Origin of the sequence: Ensifer aridi (genome assembly GCF_002078505.1) — a bacterium.
GTDB classification, from domain to species: Bacteria; Pseudomonadota; Alphaproteobacteria; order Rhizobiales; family Rhizobiaceae; genus Sinorhizobium; species Sinorhizobium aridi.
This window is the reverse complement of sequence record NZ_LUAV01000013.1, coordinates 90,499-111,825: the sequence shown is the minus strand read 5'-3', so window position 1 is coordinate 111,825 and position 21,327 is coordinate 90,499. Positions and strand designations below refer to the sequence as shown.

Here is a 21,327-nt window from a genome sequence, read left to right as displayed (position 1 = left end):
GACCCGCCCAACGCCGGGCAGCGATGCCCGGTGTTTCATTTGACATGTCCCGTGGCTTCTCCGCGTTCGCGTGATCGCGAGAGGCCTGTCAGAGCCCCGAAAATGGGTTCAGAGGAGGGCGTGTTTCCTTGACCGGTTTGGCAACAAACCGGCGTAACTTGTTGAAAGGAAATGCGATGAGCAAGCGCGAATCGTCCAAGTACAAAATTGACCGCCGCATGGGCGAAAACATCTGGGGCCGTCCGAAGTCCCCGGTAAACCGCCGCGAATACGGCCCCGGCCAGCACGGCCAGCGCCGCAAGTCCAAGCTTTCGGACTTCGGCGTGCAGCTGCGCGCCAAGCAGAAGCTGAAGGGCTATTATGGCGACATCCGTGAAAAGCAGTTCCGCGCGATCTTCGACGAAGCTTCCCGCCGCAAGGGCGACACGCCGGAAAACCTGATCGGCCTGCTAGAGTCGCGCCTCGACGCGATCGTCTACCGCGCCAAGTTCGTTCCGACTGTCTTTGCTGCCCGCCAGTTCGTCAACCACGGCCACGTCAAGGTCAACGGCGTCCGCGTCAACATCGGTTCCTACCGCTGCAAGCCGGGCGACGTCATTGAAGTCAAGGAAAAGTCCAAGCAGCTCGTGTCGGTTCTCGAATCCGTGCAGCTCGCCGAACGCGACGTTCCGGATTACATCGAAGCCGACCACAACAAGATGGTTGCGACCTTCGTCCGCGTTCCGGTTCTGACCGATGTTCCGTATCCGGTCGTCATGGAACCGCATCTGGTCGTCGAATTCTACTCGCGTTAATCAGGCCTGGCCTGGCGAATATCGAAAAAACCGCCCGGAGACGGGCGGTTTTTTTGTACGAAGATGCCCGACGAATCCCATAGGTTGGAGCGGGCGCAGGGGACACACCGTATATCTTGCCTGGTACCGCCCTTAGTGAGGAGTGTCGCATGCACGAGCCGAGAACGCAGCAAGACCTTCAGGCGATCGTCGACGACATTTATCTCGAGCTGACGCCGCGCCTCGGAGAGGGCAAGGTCGCAGACTATATCCCGCAGCTTGCCCGCGTCGATGCGCGGCATTTCGGGATGGCGATCGTCACCACCGATGGCGCGGTGTACCGCGTCGGCGATGCGGAAGTGCCGTTCTCGATCCAGAGCATTTCCAAGGTGTTCACGCTGACGCTGGCGCTCGGCAAGCATGGCGAGAATATCTGGCACCGGGTCGGACGCGAGCCATCGGGTTCGGCCTTCAACTCGATCGTCCAGCTCGAGCATGAGGGCGGCAAGCCTCGCAATCCATTCATCAATGCGGGCGCCATCACGATCAGCGACCTCATCCTTGCCGGGCATACGCCAAAGGAACTGATCGGCGAGATCGTACGGTTCATCCGCTACCTCGCTGATGACGAGAATATCGTGATCGACCATGAGGTCGCCCGTTCGGAGACGGCGACTGGTTACCGCAATTTCGCGCTCGCCAATTTCATGCGCTCTTTCGGGCGGCTCGATCATCCGGTCGAGCACGTGCTCGGCGTCTATTTCCACCATTGCGCGCTCGCCATGACCTGCATCCAGCTTGCCAAGGCCGGGCTGTTTCTCGCTGCCGGCGGCGCCAATCCGCTGACCGGCCATTCCGTGGTCTCGCGCCAGCGCGCACGGCGCATCAATGCACTGATGCTCACCTGCGGCCACTATGACGGCTCCGGCGATTTCGCCTATCGCGTCGGCCTGCCAGGCAAGAGCGGCGTCGGCGGCGGCATCCTGGCGGTGGCGCCGGGCAAAGCTTCCGTTGCGGTCTGGTCGCCGGGGCTCAATGAATATGGCAATTCGCTCCTGGGATCGCTGGCGCTGGAGATGCTCGCCGGCCGCACCGGCTGGTCGGTGTTCGGGCCGTAGCCGAAGCCGAAGTACGGGCCTCGCGCTGTTTCCCCTTGATCTTCGGAACCGGACGGGGCAAGTGCAGCTTCAGAACCTTGGGCGCACCGTTTTCGCCCGCAGAATCCGAAGACTGCCGCCATGGAACTCGCACAATCGCCTTCGTACGACACAACGAACATCGCCCTTGATGCGGAACACGTTGGCCTTGATGCCGACGTCCATCCGCTTTTCTCGCGGATGCCGTCATCCGTCTCCTTCAACAAGCTCCGCAAGCGCCTGCTCAGGCAGGTACGCCAGGCGCTCGACGATTTCGGCATGCTGAAAGGGGCGAAGCGCTGGCTTGTCGGCGTCTCGGGCGGCAAGGACAGCTACAGCCTGCTGGCCTTATTGATGGACCTCAAGTGGCGCGGGCTTCTCCCGGTCGAGCTCATCGCCTGCAACCTCGACCAGGGGCAGCCGAATTTTCCGAAGCACATTCTTCCGGACTATCTTTCGTCGATCGGCGTCAAGCATCGCATCGAATATCGCGACACCTATTCGATCGTGAAGGAGAAGGTTCCAACGGGAGCGACCTATTGTTCGCTCTGTTCGCGGCTGAGACGCGGTAATCTCTATCGCATCGCTCGCGAAGAGGGCTGCGACGCGCTGGTGCTCGGCCATCATCGCGAAGACATCCTCGAAACCTTCTTCATGAACCTGTTCCATGGCGGCCGCCTCGCGTCGATGCCGGCGAAGCTCTTGAACGACGAGGGCGATCTGATGGTGCTAAGGCCGCTTGCCTATGCGGCGGAAGACGATCTCGCCAAGTTCGCGGCCGCAATGGCGTTTCCGATCATCCCCTGTGACCTCTGCGGTTCGCAGGACGGCCTCGAGCGCAATGCGATGAAGGCGATGCTTGCCGACATCGAGCGGCGCATGCCGGGGCGCAAGGACACGATGCTGCGCGCGCTGGGTCACGTGAACGCCTCGCACCTGCTCGATCCGAAGCTTTTCGATTTCCAATCCCTTGGCCCGGAGCCCAAAGAATGAACCAATCCATCGACATCGCCGCGCTTGCCAACCTTCTGCAGGAGGCGGCGGTCAAGGAAATCCTGCCGCGGTTCCGCAATCTCGGATCGGGCGACGTGCGGATGAAATCCGAAGCGATCGACCTCGTCACCGAGGGCGACGAGGCGGCCGAGAGGCTGATCAAATCGAAGATCGATGCGATCGCACCCGGGGCCGTGTTCATCGGTGAGGAATCCGTGGCCGCCGACCCCGCAATCCTCGACAAGTTGGCCGATGCCGAGCTCGCGATCGTCGTCGATCCGATCGACGGCACCTATAATTTCGCGGCCGGCCTGCCGCTCTTCGGTGTGATGGCGAGTGTCGTCGTCAAGGGGGAGACGGTCGCGGGGATCATCTACGATCCGCTCGGCAACGACTGGGTCATCGCGGAGAAGGGCTCAGGCGCCTGGATGTGCCGGACCGACGGCTCGCAGGAAAGATTGGCGGTCACCGCCGGCGTCGCGCTCGAAAACATGGTCGGCGGCGCATCGACCGCTTTCTACAAGGAGGACGACCGCCGGATCGTCATGGGCAATCTGGCAAAGGTTCGGATGGCCACCAGCTATCGCTGTGCTGCGCATGAATATCGCATCTTCGCCGGCGGCCACCTGCATTTCCTCATGTATCAGAAGCTGATGCCGTGGGATCATCTTGCCGGCACGCTGATCGCCGAGGAAGCGGGCGCCTACGCGGCGCGCTTCGATGGGTCGCGTTACCTGCCGGCCCACACCAATGGCGGGCTGCTTCTCGCGACCGACAAGGAAAGCTGGGAGGATCTGCGGCGAGAAGTCTTCACCGTCTGATGCCGCGATCCGAGATTGAATAGAAGAAAAGCCCGTCCGGGCAGCCGGGCGGGCTTGTCCATTACATGTGGGCACCGCCATGCTCGTGAGCGGCATCCTTGTCGCCTGGATGAGTGAAGAGTTTCCCCCGTTCCGCCCACAATGTCGCGAGGATGGTGAAGAGGCCGAACAGGGCGAAGCCACCAAAAAGGGGCTGCAGCGTGCCGTTGAACAGTTGACCGACACCGGCCCCGAGCAGCGTGCCGCCGGTCGTCGAAACGAAGCCGGTGATCGCCGTTGCCGTCCCGGCCAGATGCCCCATCGGCTCAAGGCTGATGGCGGTGAAGTTCGTCGCGATAACCGCGAAGAACATCAAGAGGATGGAGAAGAGCAGATAGCTGATCGCAAAGGCCGGTGTGCCGGCGAGCGAGAGGGCATAGCCGATCGCCGCGAGCAGGGTGAAGAGGATCATCGCTGCGTGCGAGATGCGGCGCATGCCGAAGCTGCGGACGAAGAAGCCATTGGCGAAATTCGCAACGGCGATGCCGCCTGCCGTTCCGGCAAAGGCGATCGGCAGCCAGTCGACGAGGCCGTAGACTTCTCCGAAGACCTGCTGAACGGAGACGACGTAGGCGCAGATTACGGCGGAGAAGAGCGTAAGCCCGATCATATAGCCGCAGGTTATGCGGTTCGTAAGAACGGTGCGGAAGCCCGAGAGGACGGCGCCGACCGAAAGCGGCAGGCGATCCTCCGGCGGCAGGGATTCCTTCATCCGGGTCATCGCCCAGATGAACAGGACGGCGCCAATGCCGCCGATAAGGATGAAGACCCAGTGCCAACTCGCATAGACGATGACAAGCTGGCCGAGGGAGGGGGCGACGATCGGAACGATCATGAAGACGATCATTACATAGGACATGACGCGCGCCATTTCACGACCGCCGAAACAGTCGCGGACGACCGCCATGGTGGTGATGCGAATGGCGGCGGCGCCGATTCCCTGAAGGAAGCGCAGCACGAGCAGCGTTTCGAAGCTCGCCGCCTGTGAGGCGGCGAACGACCCCAGCGTGAAGAAAGCCAGGCCGCCGAGCAGCACCACGCGCCGACCGAATGCATCGGAAATGCTGCCGAAGAAGATCTGCGAGACTCCGAAGCCGAGCAGGAAGACGCCGATGACGAGTTGCGTGTCGTTGGCGTTGGCGACGCTCAGCGACTGCCCGATGCTCGGCAGAGCAGGCAGCATGCTGTCGATCGCGAGTGCGATGCTCGCCGTCATCACCGCTATGGTCACGATGAATTCGGCGAGGCCCATCCCGAGCCGCGCAGCGCCTGAGACGCCATCTATATGTTCGGATTGCCGTTCATCGAGCGAAGATTGTTGGGAAATGGAGGTCATTGTCGAAAATCCGTAAGAGCTGATCTTGGGAGGAGAAAAATCGAGCTGGCGGATGAGGCGCTCGCGCCCCCGCTAACCCGCCGGATTGTGCGGCTCGAAAAGCCTGCCGCCTTCAGCGATCAACACGCAGGCAAGCGCGACGACGCCGACAGTGAAGAAGCCGACCGCAAGCGGTGTCACGGAACCATCGAAAGCCTGGCCGATCAGCGCACCGATCAGCGCACCGCCGATGGTCTGGGTGAAGCCCAGAACAGAGGAGGCGGTGCCTGCCACATGGCCGAGCGGCTCCATCGCCATGGCGTTGAAGTTTGCCGCGATCAGACCGAACTGAAACATCGCTGCGCCGTGGAGGACGATGAAGAGCGGCAGCGACAGCGGCCCCATCAGCGAGACTGACATCCAAACGAAGCTTGCCAACGCAAAACCGAGAAGCGCGGCATGCGACAGCGCCCGCATGCCGAACCGTTGGACGAGGCGCGAGTTGGTGAAAGAGGCCAGCGCCATCATGCCGGCGAAGGCGGCGAAGACCGCCGGAAACCAGATCCCGAGCCCGTAGACCCCCACGAGAATCTGCTGCGCCGAGTTGACGAAGCCGAAAAGGGCTCCGAGGAGAACGGAGGTCGCAAGCGTGTAGAAGAGCGCCAGCCGGTTCGTCAGAACGATGCGGAAACCGTTTGCGATCACCTTGGCCGTGAAGGCACGCCGATGGGCCGGAGCCAGCGTTTCCCGAAGCCGCAGTGCGACCGACGCCGCGACCGCGGCCGCAAATAGGGTTATCACGACGAAGATCATGTGCCACTCGGAAAACAGCATGATCAACTGTCCGATGCTCGGCGCGATGACGGGAACGATCATGAACACCATCATGACCAGCGACATGATCTCCGCCATCTGACGACCGCCAAAGACATCGCGGACGATCGAAACGGTGACGACTCGGGTTGCGGCAGCGCCTATGCCCTGCACGAAACGAAGGGCCAACAGTGCCGAGAAGGTCGGCACGAAGACGATTGCGAGCGCGCAGACGCCGTAAAGCCCCAGTCCGCCCAGTAGTGGCGCCTTTCGCCCGAAGCGGTCGGACAGTGGTCCGAAGAAGAGTTGCGCGCAGCCCATGCCGATCAGATACGCGCTGATGACGTATTGCCGATCATTTTCATCGATGACCCCGAGGCTTGCGCCGATTTCCTGCAGTCCCGGCAGCATGATGTCGATCGAGATCGCGTTGATCGACATCAGCATCGCCATAAGCGCGATGAACTGCACCTTCGTCAGTCCCGAGATGGCCGCGGTGTGGTCTATTGGCTTTGTCATTTCACATATCCCGCCGGCTGCAGGTCGGACGCAGCCGGTTATCGCCGCGCTGAGCCAACACGCGGCATGTGCAAAATTTTAAGTTCGCTGATAAACTCAGTCTTTTATGGTATTCGAGCAGAACGCAGTACGGCCGGGTTGCCGGCCCTGTGCCAAAGATCATTCAAGACGCTCACTCCCCCTAACGCACGGCAGTGAACGAGGCATTTTTCGAAAGGCGCTTCAGGCAGGCTTCCCCGTCACTGCCTTCCGTCACGATGTCTTTGTGACCCGGCTTGAGCTTCGACGCCTGCTCATGAAGCGTGCCGAAAATTAGAATCCCAGCATGTATCTCCAGAATCGAAAAAGGCGGTCACCCCGCCTTTTTGAGGATTGCGAAGATGCCGACCGGAGGTGTCAGGCGGCACCCTTGATCGAAATGCCCTGATCCTGAAGAAGAGACTGCAGTTCGCCTGCCTGGAACATCTCCCGCACGATATCGCAGCCGCCGACGAATTCGCCCTTCACGTAGAGTTGCGGAATGGTCGGCCAGTTGGAATAGTCCTTGATGCCCTGGCGCAGGTCCGCGTCAGCGAGCACGTCGATGCCCTTGTAGTCGACGCCGACATAATCGAGGATCTGCACCACTTGGCCGGAGAAGCCACACTGCGGAAACTGCGGCGTGCCCTTCATGAAGAGAACGACGTCGTTGCTCTTGACTTCGTTATCGATGAAATCGTGAATTCCGCTCATGATGTCTTCCTTCCTGCGCCGGCTTCAAGGGCCGGATGTAGATTGCAGCTTAGATAGCACGCATGCGCATGCTTTTCATCACCCAATCGCATAAATATTGATGGGCCCTCAAAGTTCGGCTTCCGCAGCACTCCTGAGCGTATCGCATCCGACTTGCCTCAGGTGAGCTTCTGTCTTCGTCTCGATGCATGTCGCTGGGCTAAGGCCCGCCACACTTTCGGTTGACCTGCATCAGGCGGAACGGCGGCGCAGCTTGCTCCGGGCCGCCGCCGTGCGGCGACGGCTCACTTGTTTCTTGGCCGGCTTGCGGATCACAGCTTCGATGATGTCCGCGACGATCCCACCGCTCGGTTTGGCTTTCCTGGTCCGGCGCTTCGTACGCCTCGTCGCCGTTCTCGTTGCGCCGGTCTTCTTGAGAATTTCCTTCAGCGCGCTGTCAACGACGCCGCTGACAAGCTCCTTGATCAGGTCGGCCATTCCGGCTTACTCCGGTGCGCTGGTCTGAAGGGCGAGTGCGTGAAGAATGCCGCCCATATTGCCCTTCAGGGCATTGTAGACCATCTGGTGCTGCTGCACGCGGGTCTTGCCGCGAAACGCCTCGGCCACGACTTCGGCGGCATAGTGGTCGCCGTCACCGGCCAAATCGCGGATCGTGACCTTCGCACCGGGGATTCCGGCCTTGATCATGTCTTCGATATCGCCTGGTGTCATGGGCATGATACGCCAACTCCCTTATTGTTCTGCAGGCGGACAGCCTTGCCGACCGCCATACGTGAAATCAAGGGAACCACGATTCAGGGGCGGAAAGCAAATGCTGATTTGACCCTTTCGAGCGGTAGCTCCGGTCAATTGTCCGGCGCGAGATCACCGCCCATGTAGTCGGGGAACCACGCTTCATGCGCGGAACGCAGTTCGTCGACGGAGACCGCCTTTGCATCCCCGAGCTTCACCGCATCGCCCCCGGTCTTGCCAATGACCGGCAGGTCGATGCCGGCGACCGCCGCCCGTGCGGCGACCGCATCGAGCTTGTCGGGAGCGACCGTAACGACATAGCGGCCCTGGTCCTCTCCATAGAAGGCCGCAATCGGATCGTTCTCCGGAACCGCGATCGTCGCGCCGATGCCGGAAGCCATCGCCATTTCCGCAACGGCAAGCGCGAGACCGCCCGAGGAGCAGTCATGCACGGCCGTAACCAGCCCGTCCTCGATCAGGGCGCGAACGAAATCGCCGATGTTGCGCTCATGCGCCAGATCGACATACGGCGCAGGGCCGTCGGTGCGGCCGTGAATGTCGCGCATATAGACCGACTGGGCGATATGCGTGCCCCATCCTTCCGGTGCTCCGGCGAGCAGAATTACCTCGCCGGCGCCGGCGAACCGGACGCGCGCCATCTTCGACCAGTCCTTGATGAGGCCGACGCCACCGATGGTCGGTGTCGGCAGAATCGCCTGGCCATTGGTCTCGTTGTAGAGCGAGACGTTGCCGGAGACGATCGGGAACTCCAGCGCGCGGCAAGCTTCGCCGATGCCTTTGATCGCATGCACGAGCTGGCTCATGATTTCCGGGCGTTCCGGATTGCCGAAGTTCAGATTGTCCGTCGCGGCGAGCGGCAGGGCACCGGTCGCCGTCAGGTTGCGCCAGCACTCGGCGACGGCCTGCTTGCCACCTTCGAACGGATCGGCCTCCACGTAGCGCGGCGTCACGTCGGAGGAGAAGGCAAGCGCCTTGGTCTCATGACCGTCGACGCGGACCACCCCGGCGTCGCCGCCCGGCAGTTGCAGCGAGTTGCCCTGGATCAGCGTGTCATACTGCTCGTACACCCAACGGCGCGAGGAGTTGTTGGCGGAACCCACCAGCTTCAGAAGCGCGTCGGCGACATCGGCCTGCGGGACATCATTGGTGGCGAGAGGCGAGGGCATCTTCGCCGGCGTCCAGGGACGGTCGTATTCCGGTGCCTCGTCGCCGAGTTCCTTGATCGGCAGGTTCGCGACTTCTTCGCCCTGGTGCAGGATGCGGAAGCGCAGGTCGTCGGTCGTCTTGCCGACGATCGCAAAGTCGAGGCCCCATTTGACGAAGATCGCCTTGGCTTCCTCTTCCTTCTCCGGGCGCAGCACCATCAGCATGCGCTCCTGGCTTTCCGAGAGCATCATCTCGTAAGCCGTCATCTGCTCTTCGCGCACCGGTACCTTGTCGAGATCGAGCTCGATGCCGAGATCGCCCTTGGCCCCCATCTCGACGGCGGAGCAGGTGAGGCCGGCAGCACCCATGTCCTGGATGGCGATGACCGCGCCTGTCTGCATCAGCTCGAGGCAGGCCTCGAGCAGGCACTTCTCGGTGAAGGGATCGCCGACCTGTACGGTGGGCCGCTTCTCTTCGATCGACTCGTCGAACTCGGCGGATGCCATCGTTGCGCCGCCGACGCCGTCGCGGCCGGTCTTGGCGCCGAGATAGACGACGGGGAGGCCGACGCCTTCCGCCTTCGAATAGAAGATCGCGTCGCTCTTTGCGAGGCCCGCCGCAAAGGCATTGACGAGGATGTTGCCGTTGTAGCGCGCGTCGAATTCGACCTCGCCGCCAACGGTCGGGACGCCGAAGGAATTGCCATAGCCGCCCACACCGGCGACGACGCCGGAAACGAGGTGGCGAGTCTTCGGATGATCCGGCGAGCCGAAACGCAGCGCATTCATCGCGGCGATCGGACGGGCGCCCATGGTGAAGACGTCGCGCAGGATGCCGCCGACGCCGGTCGCGGCTCCCTGGTAGGGCTCGATATAGGACGGATGGTTGTGGCTTTCCATCTTGAAGACGACGCAGTCGCCGTCATCGATATCGACGACGCCGGCGTTTTCGCCAGGCCCTTGGATGACACGCAGGCCTTTGGTCGGAAGCGTCCGCAGCCACTTCTTCGAGGACTTGTACGAGCAATGCTCGTTCCACATGGCCGAGAAGATGCCGAGCTCCGTGAAGGTCGGCTCGCGCCCGATCAGGCCCAGGATCCGCTCATATTCGTCTGGTTTCAGCCCGTGCGAGGCGATCAGGTCCGGGGTGATGGGGCGGGTGTTGGAAATCGTCATCGTCGACCGTCAATCCTTCGGGCGGCGCGCACCCCTTCCGAGAGGGACACGGCGCGTGCGAACCGCAAATAGACATTATGGGGCGCTTTGCGGCTTCTTTAGCCTATGCTGCCGCGCGGCGCGACAGAAAAATACGGTCGATCAACAGCGCGCGGGCAGGGCCGGCGGCGGCGCGTAGAAAGGCCTCAGTCGAAGCTGTCGTAGCCGGCGCGTCCGCTATCGAGCAATCGGCGCAGGATTTCAAATCCTGTCCGCACGTCCGATCGATTGACGGGCGAGGAGAAGCCGATGCGAATGCGATGAAAGACCCGGTCGGCGCGTCCCGCCTTGAATTCGTCCTCGTCGTCGACGAGCACGCCTTCCTGCAGCGCCGCCTGCTTGAAAGTGCCGGACAGCCAGGGTTCCGGCAGCTTCAACCAGAGAAACGGCACCTTCGGATGAGAGTTGAACGAGAAGCCTGAGAAGATTTCGCGCGCCATCGCTTCGCGGGCGCCGATCTCCTCGACACCGCGGTTGCGCAGGACCGATGCCGATCCGGAAAGTACGAGCCGGGCGCAGAGCTCTGCAAGGATGAAGGGCAGACCGCCGCTTACCATCTTGTGAGCGACGCGAATACGCTGGCTGAAATGCGGCGGGCAGGCGACCCAGCCGCCGCGCACCCCGGCGGCGACCGACTTCGAAAGGCCGCCGACAAGGAAGGTTCGCTCGGGCGCAAGTTCCGCCAGCAATGGGATCGGATCGCCGGTCATCGCGCCGTAGAGATTGTCTTCCACGAGCCAGACGCCGTATTTGCGTGCGATCTCGACGATCGCCCGGCGCCGGTCGAGCGGCATGACCGCAACCGTGGGATTGTGGGCGCCGGGCATGAGGAAGGCGAGCTTCGGGTGCTGCTGCGCGCACACGCGTTCGAAGTCGTCCGGGAGCAGCCCGAACTCGTCGCTCTCCACCAATGTGATCCTGCGGCCGATGAGACCGGCGCTTCGGCTGATCTGCGAATAGGTCAATGTCTCGAACGCGATACGATCGCCCGGCGAGGTGATGGCGGCAATCACCGCAATCACGGCGGCATGCGCGCCGAGCGTGGGCACGACGCTTTCCGGCGGCGGCTGGAAATTGCCGCATGCCAGCCACAGCGAGCCTGCTTCGAACCAATGATCCGGAAAGTTGCGGGCGTAGCTGGCGATGTCCGCGTAATGCTCGCGACTGATGTCACCCAGCAGTTTCGCCAGAACATCGCCTTGTCCGATGTCCGGCGCGGCCGTGCTGTCGAAACGCAGCTTGCCGGCCGGTGCGATAAGCGGTCGCGTTCCGGCGAGCGAGGTCGTCAAAGGGTCCGCCTGCTCGGCGGGCCTGCTCTCCGGATGATCCAAGACGTAGGTGCCGCGGCCGACCTCGCCGCTGACGAGCCCTCTCTCACGCACAATGCCGTAAGCGCGGCCGATTGTGCCGATCGTCACGCCGATATCGAAGGCGAGATTGCGTTGCGGCGGTAGCTTCGCGCCGGCGGGGAGGGTGCCGTCGCCGATTGCTTGCTCGATCTGATCGGCAATCCGCACGTAAAGCGGTCCTTGCCCCTGCTGTATGTCGGGAAGCCAAGTTGTCATAGTGACAATTATCTATATTGCTTCGCCGCCTGCGTCAATTATCTCTGTCTAGGAGAATTCAAGCAATGCAACGGTGATGACAATGAGTGCAATTGATGCAATTCAGCCGGGGCGAGACGCGGCCTATGCGCGAAGCCGATTCGCCTATGGTGGGCAAGGCGCGGAGCGGAATCTGCTGTCGCGACTCTGGCATTTCTACTGCGCATTGGCCGCCAAGAGGCGCAGCCGCTTGGCCCTTGACGAACTGAGCGCGCACCTGCTCACGGACATCGGAGTGACGGAGGCGGAGGCTCGGAGAGAGGCGGCCGTTCCGTTCTGGCGCTAATGCATGTCGCCCAACAGTGTGCAGCGGTTTTGGGTCAACGACATGCACAAACAAAGACCTAAAGCGCGTCGCATGAATTCGATTGAACGCGACGCGCTTTACAGCGCCGCGCGTCCAATCGGACGCGCAAAGGTCGCTGTAGCACGTTGAGTGCTGCATGATTTTGTCCTTAAAATCGATTCCGATTTAAGGAATCTCGCAGTAGCGCGCACGGGGAGAAGTCGGCAGCGGCTCCAACGCCGTGGCAGGAGGGAGCCACCGGCTCACCGAACAGTGGAAATCCCCCGGGGAGCGGCTCCGCAGAATGCCGCTGCGCATGGCGTATGTCGCGATACGCGTCAGAATGGTATTGTTGCAGCCCTATTGGCCCTGCCGAATAGCAATTGGAGGGAAGCGATGGCGAAGGGATACTGGGTTGCCTCTGTCGATGTGACCGATCCGGAGGGATACGAAGCCTATAAAGCGGAGAATGCGAATGCGTTTCGAAAGTACGGCGCGCGCTTTCTCACCCGCGGTGGCCAATATGAAGCGCCTGAGGGAAAGCTGCGTTCGCGCATTGTCCTGATCGAATTCCCGACATATGACGCGGCGGTGGAGTGCTATCACTCGCCCGAGTATGCGAAAGCCATGGCGCTTCGGCAGGGCAAGTCCGTGATGGACCTGGCGATTGTCGAAGGTTACGACGGCGCCCAGCCATCGGCTCCATAATGTCCCTGTTGAGCCGGCCTGCGAAAGGCGGCTCAAACTCAGGTGCCTGACGGTATGTCGAGACGGATCGTGCTGCAGGTCGAATTGCGGGCGCCCGGTGCTCGGTTTAGCTGCAGCCCTGGCCGCCGGCGGCCCAGCGGCGGACGTCCGTTGCGATGCGCGTGCCGACGGGCTCGCTCAGCAGCGGTCCGAATGCCTGCAGACGAGCGGGGTGGCCCTCGGCTTGGATAACTGCAAGCGGTCGCGCCTCGGGCGACTTGCGCGGCACAAGCAAAATGCGCGGCCTTCCGGAGAACGAATTGAGTTCCGGGGCAAGACGATAGGCCTTGAAGGCGGCGTCACCCGACTTGAACCAGCAGGCATTGGCGCCGAGCGCCACCCGCTCCATTGTCGGCAATGCTGCAGTACTCGCCGCCGGCGCGGGAGGTTTCGATTGGCAGGCGGCCACAAGCGCCAAACTTGCGGAAGCGCAAGCGAGCGCGATAAAACGTCCGTGATTCATGGATGACATTGGCGGCCCCGCTCGGCTGACGATCGATGCCGCCTTCTAGCAGCGATAAGGTTAAGCAGCGATTACGTCGAGCGCGGATGCGAAGATTCCGCGTCCGTCAGAGCCGCCATGCGCCACTTCGATTAGATTTTCCGGATGCGGCATCATGCCGAGCACGTTGCCCTTGGCATTCATCACGCCGGCGATGTCGTTGATCGAGCCGTTCGGATTCGTGCCTTCTGCATAGCGGAACACGACCTGACCGTTGCCCTCGATCGTCTTCAGCGTTTCCGCATCGGCGAAATAGTTGCCGTCATGGTGAGCAACCGGAGTGCGGATCACCTGGCCTTTGGCGTAGGCGCGGGTGAAAGCCGTTTCGGGATTGACGACTTCGAGCTTCACTTCGCGGCAGACGAATTTCAGCGAGGCGTTGCGCATCAGCGCTCCCGGCAGGAGACCCGCTTCGACGAGAATCTGGAAACCGTTGCAGACGCCGAGGACGCGCACGCCTTGCTCCGCCTTGGCCTTGATCGCCTGCATCACCGGCATGCGCGCGGCGATCGCACCGCAGCGCAGGTAGTCGCCATAGGAGAACCCTCCGGGGATGACGATCAGGTCGACATCCGGGATTTCCGTCTCGGTCTGCCACACGGTGACCGGCGCCTTGCCGGAAATCTTGGTGAGCGCCGCGATCATGTCACGGTCGCGATTGAGGCCTGGAAGCTGGACGACGGCTGACTTCATGACGTACCTACCTTGCCTTTGCCCCGGAACGGTTTCCGAGGCTGTTTCGAACGCACCGCAGGGATTGATCTTCGCGATTCGACATCGGCAACGTCGGCTGCCCACGCCAGCACATCAACCCAACGAGCGCTGTTCCCTCACGGTCAGGCGAGGGAGATGCTATAGTTTTCGATGACGGTGTTGGCGAGCAGCTTCTCGCACATGGCCTTGAGGTCGGCTTCCGCCTTGGCCTTGTCGGCTGTTTCGAGCTGCAGGTCGAAAACCTTGCCTTGGCGGACCTGACCGATGCCGTCGAAGCCGAGCGCGCCGAGTGCACCTTCGATTGCCTTACCCTGCGGGTCGAGAACGCCGTTCTTCAGCGTCACGGTTACGCGTGCCTTGATCACTTCTGCTTTCCCTGAATTTACTTGACCAGCACCGGACCAGAGCCGCGCGGCGGCTCGTTCTCGTTGATGATGCCGAGGCGGCGGGCCACTTCCTGATAGGCTTCGACCAGACCGCCCATATCGCGGCGGAACCGGTCCTTGTCCATCTTCTCCTTCGTCTCGATGTCCCAGAGACGGCAGCTATCCGGCGAGATCTCGTCGGCGAGAACGATGCGCATCATGTCGCCTTCGTAGAGGCGGCCGCATTCGATCTTGAAATCGACGAGCTGGATTCCGACACCGAGGAAGAGGCCGGAAAGGAAATCGTTGATGCGGATGGCGAGCGCCATGATGTCGTCGAGTTCCTGCGGGCTCGCCCAGCCGAAGGCGGTGATGTGCTCTTCCGAAACCATCGGATCATCAAGCGCGTCGGCCTTATAATAGAATTCAATGATCGAGCGTGGCAGGACGGTGCCTTCCTCGATGCCGAGGCGCTTGGCCAGCGAACCCGCGGCAACATTGCGCACGACGATCTCGAGCGGGATGATCTCCACTTCCTTGATCAGCTGCTCGCGCATGTTGAGGCGGCGGATGAAATGCGTCGGAATGCCGATCTTGTTGAGATGGGTAAATATGTACTCGGAAATGCGATTGTTGAGCACGCCCTTTCCGTCGATAACGTCATGCTTTTTCTTGTTGAAAGCGGTGGCGTCATCCTTGAAGAACTGGATCAACGTGCCCGGTTCCGGACCCTCATAAAGGATCTTGGCCTTGCCTTCGTAGATACGGCGGCGACGATTCATGGATTTGTCTCTGTGGTTGTTGGCGCTCTTGGGTAGCGCATTTGGGAATTTTCTCAGCGCGTCCATATCTGAAAAGAACACATTTCACAATCGGCGTGTCTTCCCATCCCCCGATTTAGATTAGGGTATCATGAAAGTCGGCAAAGACGAAAACGCACGTTGCACTTTGCGTGGCGTTTGGTTTATGGCGAGAATGCTTCCGGCAGGATTTTTTGAGGGAGATCGATTGATGACGACGATGCAGGATCGCGAGAAGGCCTTCGAGGCGAAGTTTGCACTGGACGAGGAACTGAGGTTCAAGGCCTTGGCGCGCCGCAACAAGATGCTCGGTCTCTGGGCTGCGGGCCTTCTCAAGAAGGCTGATCCGCAAGCCTACGCCAGCGAGGTCGTCGCCGCCGACTTCGAGGAGGCCGGCCACGAGGATGTAATACGCAAGATCAAGGCCGATTTCGACGCCGCCGGCGTGGCCCAGTCGGAAGACGAGATCCGCGCCCGCATGCTGGAGTTCCTGGCCCAGGCTGTCGAGCAGGTCCAGAATAGCTGATTTCCCTGCATTCTTTGGAAGATGGTGGCCGCCCGATCCCTGATTGGGCGGCCTTTTGTTTTGCCGCAGTTCAAGGCGCGGCTCATGCTTGCAGGCGGCTCAGGAACTGGGCGAAGACCATCGAGCCTTCCGGCCAGGGGCCGTGGCCCGATTCCGTGTTGATATGGCCGGCATCGCCCGCATCGATCAGCAGCGATCCCCAGGCATTGGCGATGTCGCCCGCGTGTTCGTAGGAGCCGAACGAATCGTTGCGGCTGGCGATCATAATCGACGGGAAGGGTAGGGGATCGCGGGGATAAGGACCGAAGGTCATCAGATGCTTCGGTCTGATATTGGGGTTGGCGACCTCCGGCGGCGCAACCAGGAATGCGCCGGCGATCTTGCGCGTGCAATGCGGCAGGGCGTGGACCGTTGTTGCGACTCCAAGTGAATGGGCGATGACGACGACCGGCTTCTCGGCTGCGTTGACCTCCTCGACCATTCGCGCCACCCAATCTTCGCGCACCGGCTTCGACCATTCCGCCTGCTCGACGCGGCGCGCGGTCGAGAGCTTGCGCTCCCAACGGGTCTGCCAATGGCCGGGGCCGGAATTGGTATAGCCCGGAACGATGAGAATATGAGTTTCGGAGACCTTCATGATCGCCGCGATTTGGAGGCGAAAAGAGCCGAAGTCAAGGCGGAGGCGACAGAGGCCGCGTTTTCTGTATAATCGGACTTGTCGGTCGCGGTTTGACAGCGGCCCATTTTTTTCGCCGCTGTCGTGGGTCCGTGGCCGCTCTGGTTCGTTGAGGAGTGTGAGCCATGACAACCTTCCATGTTCTGTCGGGAACGAATACGACTATCGCTCCCGGCATACGAAAGATTGGCATTGCAGATGTGTTCGATGCGTTGCGTCTCGGGCTGGATGACTTCCGCGAGAAGCCGTCGCATTATGTTTTTCTGTGTCTCATATATCCCGTCGCCGGCGTCGTGCTGATGACCTGGAGCGCGGGCGCGAATATGCTGCCGCTGCTCTATCCGCTCGCGTCCGGCTTTGCCCTCATCGGGCCGGTTGCGGCCATCGCTCTCTACGAGATCAGCAGGCGCCGCGAACTCGGTATGGACGCGCGATGGCCGCATGCCATGCGGCTCCACCGCCACCCGGCGATCCCATCGATCCTCGCGGTCGCAGGCCTGCTGTTCGTGATCTTCATTGTCTGGCTGCTGGTCGCCCAGGGCCTTTACGTAACCATGTTCGGCCCAACCCCTCCGGCCACCATTTCCGAATTCTGGAACAATATCATCGGCACGGAACAGGGGTGGAACCTGATCATCGTCGGCAATCTCGTCGGCTTCGTCTTTGCGGTGGTCGTGCTTTCGATCAGCGTTGTGACGTTCCCGCTGCTGCTTGATCGCGATGTTGGGGCGCTCACGGCGATCGAGACCTCAGTGAGGGCGACGCTTGCCAATCCTGTGCCGGTTGCCCTTTGGGGGTTGATCATCGCAGCCGGCCTGGTGCTCGGCTCAATCCCGGTCTTCGTCGGGCTTGCCGTCATCATGCCGATCTTCGGCCACGCCACCTGGCACCTCTATCGCAAGCTGGTGGAACCCGCAGGGGGCGACGCGGTCGGTAGGCGCGACCAAGCTCTCTGATCCACCCAGCACGAGACGGCGCGCGCAAAGCCGCATCGCTTTGCGCGTACCGCATCTCGATTCACTTGCCGAGGTCGCAGGTCAGCGGAAGAATTTGTAATAGGACGAGATCTGGGCCGCCGTATTCGACGACAGGTTGAGCTTGACGCCGATCCTGTCGCCGCGAACCCAGCGCACCATGCCGGTGAGAAAGCCGAGCTCTTCGCTGCGGATCGTCACTTCCTGTCCGGTCCGGGCACCGAGATCGAAGAGGAGCTGGAAGCAGATGCCTTCTTCGGAAAGGTCACGTACGATGCCGCTGCTCGAACCGGTCTTGCAGGTGACCGTTCCTGTTATCTTGGTATCGTTACGCGCTGAATGCTGTCCTTGTACGCCATGGCTTCCTCGAAACCTGATCTCGCAGGCTTCGATTTTTTCCACGCAATATCTAAGGAGCCGCTAAAGAAATCGCCCGCATTTGAGCGAAGAACGCCGATGCGGGCGACAGCAAGGCTTACGCCGTGCCGAAGACGCGATGGAAGATCGTGTCGACATGCTTCGTGTGATAGCCGAGGTCGAACTTCTCGCGGATTGCCTCCTCGGAAAGCGCCGCACGCACCTCGGCATCGGCGAGCAGTTCTTTGAGGAAATCCTTGCCCTCTTCCCAAACCTTCATCGCGTTGCGCTGGACTAGCCGATAGGCATCCTCGCGCGACACGCCGGCCTGGGTGAGGGCGAGGAGAACACGCTGCGAATGAACAAGCCCGTGGAACTTGTTCAGGTTCTTCATCATGTTCTCCGGATAGACGACGAGTTTGTCGATCACCCCGGTCAGCCGTGCCAGCGCGAAATCGAGCGTCACCGTCGCGTCGGGTCCGATCATGCGCTCGACCGAGGAATGCGAGATGTCGCGTTCGTGCCAGAGCGCAACATTCTCCATGGCCGGGACGACGAAGGCGCGCACCATGCGCGAAAGGCCTGTCAGGTTCTCCGTCAGCACAGGATTGCGCTTGTGCGGCATCGCGGAGGAGCCCTTCTGGCCCGGCGAGAAATATTCCTCCGCCTCCAGCACTTCGGTACGCTGCAGATGCCGGATTTCGGTCGCCAAGCGCTCGATCGAGGAAGCGATGACGCCGAGGGTCGCGAAATACATCGCGTGGCGGTCGCGCGGGATCACCTGCGTCGAGACGGGTTCCGGCTTCAGCCCGAGTGCCTTCGCCACATGTTCCTCGACCCGCGGGTCGATGTTGGCGAAAGTGCCGACCGCGCCGGAGATGGCGCAGGTCGCGATCTCCTCGCGGGCGGCGACAAGGCGCTGTTTGCAGCGGTCGAACTCCGCATAGGCGAGCGCAAGCTTGACGCCGAAGGTGGTGGGCTCCGCGTGGATCCCGTGCGAGCGGCCGATCGTCACCGTATCCTTGTGCTCGAAGGCTCGGCGCTTCAGCGCCTCCAGCAACTTGTCCATGTCGGCAAGAAGCAGGTCGGTCGCGCGCACGAGCTGCACGTTGAAACAGGTGTCGAGCACGTCGGACGACGTCATGCCCTGGTGCACGAAGCGGCTGTCGGGCCCGACGAACTCGGCAAGATGGGTGAGGAACGCAATGACGTCGTGCTTGGTGACCGCTTCGATTTCATCGATGCGGGCGACGTCGAATGTCGCCGCGCCGCCCTTTTCCCAGATGGTCTTGGCCGCTTCCTTTGGGATCACGCCGATTTCGGCCAGCGCATCGCAGGCGTGCGCCTCGATCTCGAACCAGATGCGGAACTTGGTTTCCGGCGACCAGATGGCCACCATTTCCGGCCGGGAATAACGGGGGATCATGGGCTTCACGCTTTCGTCGTCAGTGGAGGATGGCTGTGCCTCTATCAAAGATGACGGTGAAGCTCAACGCCGTTGCCGCGCATCCGAACGTGCGAGCGCCAGGCTTGCGACGACCAGCGCCAGAACGGCGAGCGGCAGGTAGAGCCGGACGCCCAGGACCAGAAACTGGTAAATGGCGCCAGCCGAGGTGAACGCCAACTGGAAGAACCAGGTGCGCGTGCCGGCCGCGGCGTGCCACTGCGCGTAGAACATCCGGTAGTCGAGCGCGAAGAGTAACGCCGTGGCGCCGATTGTGCCTGCGACTAGGCAGAGGAGAAAGGCGGCAAAGCGCGTTGAGGTCGTGCGCCCCCGGGCCGCATAGCGCGCGGCGAACAGCGAGGGCGGCCAAGCGAGCAGGCCACCGGAACCGTAGAGCACAAGGATGCTCTTCAAGTGGAACGTGGCGTCGTTCTCGCGAAGCCAGAGCGCAAGCCACGCCGACAGCGCCATGGTGAGACCCCAACAGGGAGCGCCGATCAGGATCTCCCGCAGGGTCGGAAAGGAATGCGTGAAACGAGAAGGCCTCGGCAGGGCCGCGTCCGGGTGCTCTGCTATGGCTCGAACCGCCGCTTCCTCCTCCATCATCCCCGAATCCGGATCGGCACCGCAATCCAGCGGCCATCCCTCGAGCCTTCGAAACCGAGCGACTCGACCAGGATCATGGCCACGTGCACCTCGGAACCATCGTCATTGGTGCGAGTGACGACGCCGCCGATGCGATAACCCGTTGGACAGCGACGGCTCTGCGGAATTCGTACGTCATCCTGAAGCACGTCCGCCGCAGGCTTATTGGCCTTTTCGGTCATCGTCAGGCGGAAGCCTTTGACCTCTTTTAGGAAATCCTTGCAGATCCCCTCCGGCTCGAAGCTCTTTTCCTCGAGCTTCAGCGCATAGGTCTTGCGGAAGGGAGCGTCGGCGGGAAAGGCGTTGTAGCGCAGTGCATGCGGCGCAGCATCCGCTTCGGTTATTGGATTGTAGGCGGCCAATATTCCCGGTGTCTGGTCGAGGCGATGGGCGTCGATCAGTGGCGCGGCGCGGCTGCGGGCTTCGCTGCGCGCCCGGTGCAGACCGCCCCCGTCCTCCTGGACCACCGCGCGTACGGGTGCTCCGGGCAGGAAGCTGTCGGTGCGCGTGTCGAGGATGTAGATCGTCGAGTACGGAAAGCCGGAGCCATCCTGGACGCCATATTCCTCGAAGGCGAAGACATTACCGTCAGATGAAAAGCCGATCGGCTGAAGCGCAGCATAGTCGCCGGCAAGAGCGTCCGCGGCAACCGCCGCGGCCAGCGCCACGCCTGCGATGGCCGAACGCATCATCATGCGCGGGCCTTCTCCGCCGGAGAGCGAATGGCTTCGATGGCGCGGCGATAGGCCTCGACCGAGTCACCCTTGAATATGGCCGAACCGGCGACCAGCACGTTGGCACCGGCCCGGGCAACGATGTCCGCCGTTTCTGGCGCTATGCCGCCGTCCACCTCGATCTCGATAGGTCTGTCGCCGACCATCGCCCTGATGCGCCGGATCTTCTCCCCCATGGCGCCGATGAACTTCTGGCCGCCGAAACCGGGGTTGACCGTCATCACCAGGATCAAATCGACCGTGTCGAGGACATATTCGATGGCGCTTTCCGGTGTCGCCGGGTTGAGCGAGACGCCCGCCTTCTTGCCAAGAGACCGCACGGTCTGAAGTGAGCGATGCAGATGGGGTCCGGCTTCGGCATGGACGGTAATGATGTCGCAGCCGGCCTTCGCAAAAGCTTCCAGGAAGGGGTCGGCGGGGGAGATCATCAGGTGGCAATCGAAAGTCGCCTGCGTGTGAGGACGCAGCGACTTGATGACGTCCGGTCCGAAGGTGATGTTCGGCACGAAATGGCCATCCATGACGTCGAGATGGATCCAGTCGGCGCCGGCATCGACGACATCGCGAACCTCCTGGCCGAGTTTGGAAAAGTTGGCCGCCAGGATCGACGGGGCAATGCGAATGGGATGTGTCATCATAGGCTCCGGCTCTTTCTGGCGCCATAGCATCCTGCCGCCGCCTGAACAACTGCAGAGAAGA

Annotated in this window: 25 protein-coding genes; 8 read left to right on the top strand and 17 right to left on the bottom strand. The window is 61.7% G+C overall.

What is annotated here, in order from left to right; genetic code table 11:
* The first annotated feature begins 176 nt into the window (after positions 1-176).
* From rpsD to AYK65_RS13175, 4 genes are all read left to right on the top strand, one after another.
* Positions 177-794, top strand: a complete 618-nt coding sequence (gene rpsD, locus AYK65_RS13190) for a 30S ribosomal protein S4 (RefSeq protein ID WP_081158684.1) — start codon at positions 177-179, stop codon at positions 792-794.
* Positions 795-943: 149 nt separating this feature from the next.
* Positions 944-1,891 (top strand): glutaminase, encoded by a 948-nt coding sequence (locus AYK65_RS13185; RefSeq protein ID WP_081158682.1) that lies wholly within the window; start codon positions 944-946, stop codon positions 1,889-1,891.
* Between the two features lie 120 nt (positions 1,892-2,011).
* Positions 2,012-2,902 (top strand): tRNA 2-thiocytidine(32) synthetase TtcA, encoded by an 891-nt coding sequence (gene ttcA / locus AYK65_RS13180; protein ID WP_081158680.1) that lies wholly within the window; start codon positions 2,012-2,014, stop codon positions 2,900-2,902.
* A complete protein-coding gene (locus AYK65_RS13175; protein ID WP_081158678.1) occupies positions 2,899-3,723 on the top strand; it encodes an inositol monophosphatase family protein in 825 nt (274 codons plus the stop codon). The genes ttcA and AYK65_RS13175 overlap by 4 nt, the downstream gene beginning before the upstream one ends.
* 61 nt (positions 3,724-3,784) lie before the next feature.
* On the opposite strand, the gene AYK65_RS13170 is transcribed toward AYK65_RS13175, so the two are convergent.
* From AYK65_RS13170 to AYK65_RS13140, 7 genes are all read right to left on the bottom strand, one after another.
* Positions 3,785-5,098 (bottom strand): multidrug effflux MFS transporter, encoded by a 1,314-nt coding sequence (locus AYK65_RS13170; RefSeq protein ID WP_026613991.1) that lies wholly within the window; start codon positions 5,096-5,098, stop codon positions 3,785-3,787.
* 72 nt (positions 5,099-5,170) lie between these two features.
* Entirely contained in the window at positions 5,171-6,409 is a 1,239-nt protein-coding gene (locus tag AYK65_RS13165) for a multidrug effflux MFS transporter (protein WP_081158676.1), read from the bottom strand.
* 396 nt (positions 6,410-6,805) lie between these two features.
* Positions 6,806-7,141, bottom strand: coding sequence for a Grx4 family monothiol glutaredoxin (gene grxD, locus AYK65_RS13160; protein ID WP_081158674.1), 336 nt, complete (start codon positions 7,139-7,141; stop codon positions 6,806-6,808).
* A 231-nt stretch (positions 7,142-7,372) separates the two neighbouring features.
* The gene (locus AYK65_RS13155) at positions 7,373-7,618 is read right to left on the bottom strand and encodes a hypothetical protein (protein WP_026613994.1); all 246 of its coding nucleotides are present in this window, start codon (positions 7,616-7,618) and stop codon (positions 7,373-7,375) included.
* 6 nt (positions 7,619-7,624) lie between these two features.
* A complete protein-coding gene (locus AYK65_RS13150) occupies positions 7,625-7,858 on the bottom strand; it encodes a BolA/IbaG family iron-sulfur metabolism protein (RefSeq protein WP_014328481.1) in 234 nt (77 codons plus the stop codon).
* 128 nt (positions 7,859-7,986) lie between these two features.
* A complete protein-coding gene (purL, locus tag AYK65_RS13145) occupies positions 7,987-10,215 on the bottom strand; it encodes a phosphoribosylformylglycinamidine synthase subunit PurL (protein ID WP_081158672.1) in 2,229 nt (742 codons plus the stop codon).
* Between the two features lie 185 nt (positions 10,216-10,400).
* Complete coding sequence (locus AYK65_RS13140) at positions 10,401-11,819, bottom strand: aminotransferase-like domain-containing protein (protein ID WP_081158670.1); 1,419 nt, start codon at positions 11,817-11,819, stop codon at positions 10,401-10,403.
* Positions 11,820-11,901: 82 nt separating this feature from the next.
* Here AYK65_RS13140 and AYK65_RS33840 point away from each other — a divergent pair, with 82 nt between their 5' ends.
* Both AYK65_RS33840 and AYK65_RS13130 read left to right on the top strand, forming a co-directional pair.
* On the top strand, positions 11,902-12,144 hold the full coding sequence (locus AYK65_RS33840) for a DUF1127 domain-containing protein (protein ID WP_244559971.1): 243 nt from the start codon (positions 11,902-11,904) through the stop codon (positions 12,142-12,144).
* A gap of 396 nt (positions 12,145-12,540) precedes the next feature.
* A complete protein-coding gene (locus AYK65_RS13130) occupies positions 12,541-12,852 on the top strand; it encodes a DUF1330 domain-containing protein (protein ID WP_026613997.1) in 312 nt (103 codons plus the stop codon).
* 106 nt (positions 12,853-12,958) lie between these two features.
* Here AYK65_RS13130 and AYK65_RS13125 read toward each other — a convergent pair whose 3' ends face one another.
* From AYK65_RS13125 to purC, 4 genes are all read right to left on the bottom strand, one after another.
* A complete protein-coding gene (locus tag AYK65_RS13125) occupies positions 12,959-13,363 on the bottom strand; it encodes a hypothetical protein (protein ID WP_046120906.1) in 405 nt (134 codons plus the stop codon).
* A gap of 51 nt (positions 13,364-13,414) precedes the next feature.
* Positions 13,415-14,086, bottom strand: a complete 672-nt coding sequence (purQ, locus tag AYK65_RS13120) for a phosphoribosylformylglycinamidine synthase subunit PurQ (protein WP_026613999.1) — start codon at positions 14,084-14,086, stop codon at positions 13,415-13,417.
* A gap of 143 nt (positions 14,087-14,229) precedes the next feature.
* Complete coding sequence (gene purS / locus AYK65_RS13115; RefSeq protein WP_003531405.1) at positions 14,230-14,472, bottom strand: phosphoribosylformylglycinamidine synthase subunit PurS; 243 nt, start codon at positions 14,470-14,472, stop codon at positions 14,230-14,232.
* A 17-nt stretch (positions 14,473-14,489) separates the two neighbouring features.
* The gene (purC, locus tag AYK65_RS13110; RefSeq protein ID WP_026614000.1) at positions 14,490-15,254 is read right to left on the bottom strand and encodes a phosphoribosylaminoimidazolesuccinocarboxamide synthase; all 765 of its coding nucleotides are present in this window, start codon (positions 15,252-15,254) and stop codon (positions 14,490-14,492) included.
* 229 nt (positions 15,255-15,483) lie between these two features.
* On the opposite strand from purC, the gene AYK65_RS13105 reads away from it, so the two are divergent.
* Entirely contained in the window at positions 15,484-15,798 is a 315-nt protein-coding gene (locus AYK65_RS13105; RefSeq protein WP_026614001.1) for a DUF1476 domain-containing protein, read from the top strand.
* 82 nt (positions 15,799-15,880) lie between these two features.
* Here the strand turns inward: AYK65_RS13105 and AYK65_RS13100 are convergent, their stop codons facing one another.
* Positions 15,881-16,435: an RBBP9/YdeN family alpha/beta hydrolase gene (locus AYK65_RS13100; protein WP_081158668.1), complete on the bottom strand. Its 555-nt coding sequence runs from the start codon at positions 16,433-16,435 to the stop codon at positions 15,881-15,883.
* A gap of 164 nt (positions 16,436-16,599) precedes the next feature.
* Here AYK65_RS13100 and AYK65_RS13095 point away from each other — a divergent pair, with 164 nt between their 5' ends.
* Positions 16,600-17,430 carry a DUF2189 domain-containing protein gene (locus AYK65_RS13095; RefSeq protein ID WP_081158666.1) on the top strand — a complete coding sequence of 277 codons (831 nt, stop codon included), beginning with the start codon at positions 16,600-16,602 and terminating at the stop codon, positions 17,428-17,430.
* An 81-nt stretch (positions 17,431-17,511) separates the two neighbouring features.
* On the opposite strand, the gene AYK65_RS13090 is transcribed toward AYK65_RS13095, so the two are convergent.
* From AYK65_RS13090 to rpe, 5 genes are all read right to left on the bottom strand, one after another.
* Positions 17,512-17,841: a PilZ domain-containing protein gene (locus AYK65_RS13090; RefSeq protein ID WP_420810249.1), complete on the bottom strand. Its 330-nt coding sequence runs from the start codon at positions 17,839-17,841 to the stop codon at positions 17,512-17,514.
* A gap of 82 nt (positions 17,842-17,923) precedes the next feature.
* Positions 17,924-19,231: an adenylosuccinate lyase gene (gene purB, locus AYK65_RS13085; RefSeq protein WP_081158664.1), complete on the bottom strand. Its 1,308-nt coding sequence runs from the start codon at positions 19,229-19,231 to the stop codon at positions 17,924-17,926.
* Positions 19,232-19,294: 63 nt separating this feature from the next.
* Positions 19,295-19,852 (bottom strand): hypothetical protein, encoded by a 558-nt coding sequence (locus AYK65_RS13080; RefSeq protein ID WP_081158713.1) that lies wholly within the window; start codon positions 19,850-19,852, stop codon positions 19,295-19,297.
* Positions 19,852-20,589 carry a DUF2259 domain-containing protein gene (locus tag AYK65_RS13075; RefSeq protein WP_081158662.1) on the bottom strand — a complete coding sequence of 246 codons (738 nt, stop codon included), beginning with the start codon at positions 20,587-20,589 and terminating at the stop codon, positions 19,852-19,854. The genes AYK65_RS13080 and AYK65_RS13075 overlap by 1 nt, the downstream gene beginning before the upstream one ends.
* Positions 20,586-21,266 carry a ribulose-phosphate 3-epimerase gene (gene rpe / locus AYK65_RS13070; RefSeq protein WP_139793178.1) on the bottom strand — a complete coding sequence of 227 codons (681 nt, stop codon included), beginning with the start codon at positions 21,264-21,266 and terminating at the stop codon, positions 20,586-20,588. Before rpe ends, AYK65_RS13075 begins: the two co-directional genes overlap by 4 nt.
* Between the last annotated feature and the right edge of the window lie 61 nt (positions 21,267-21,327).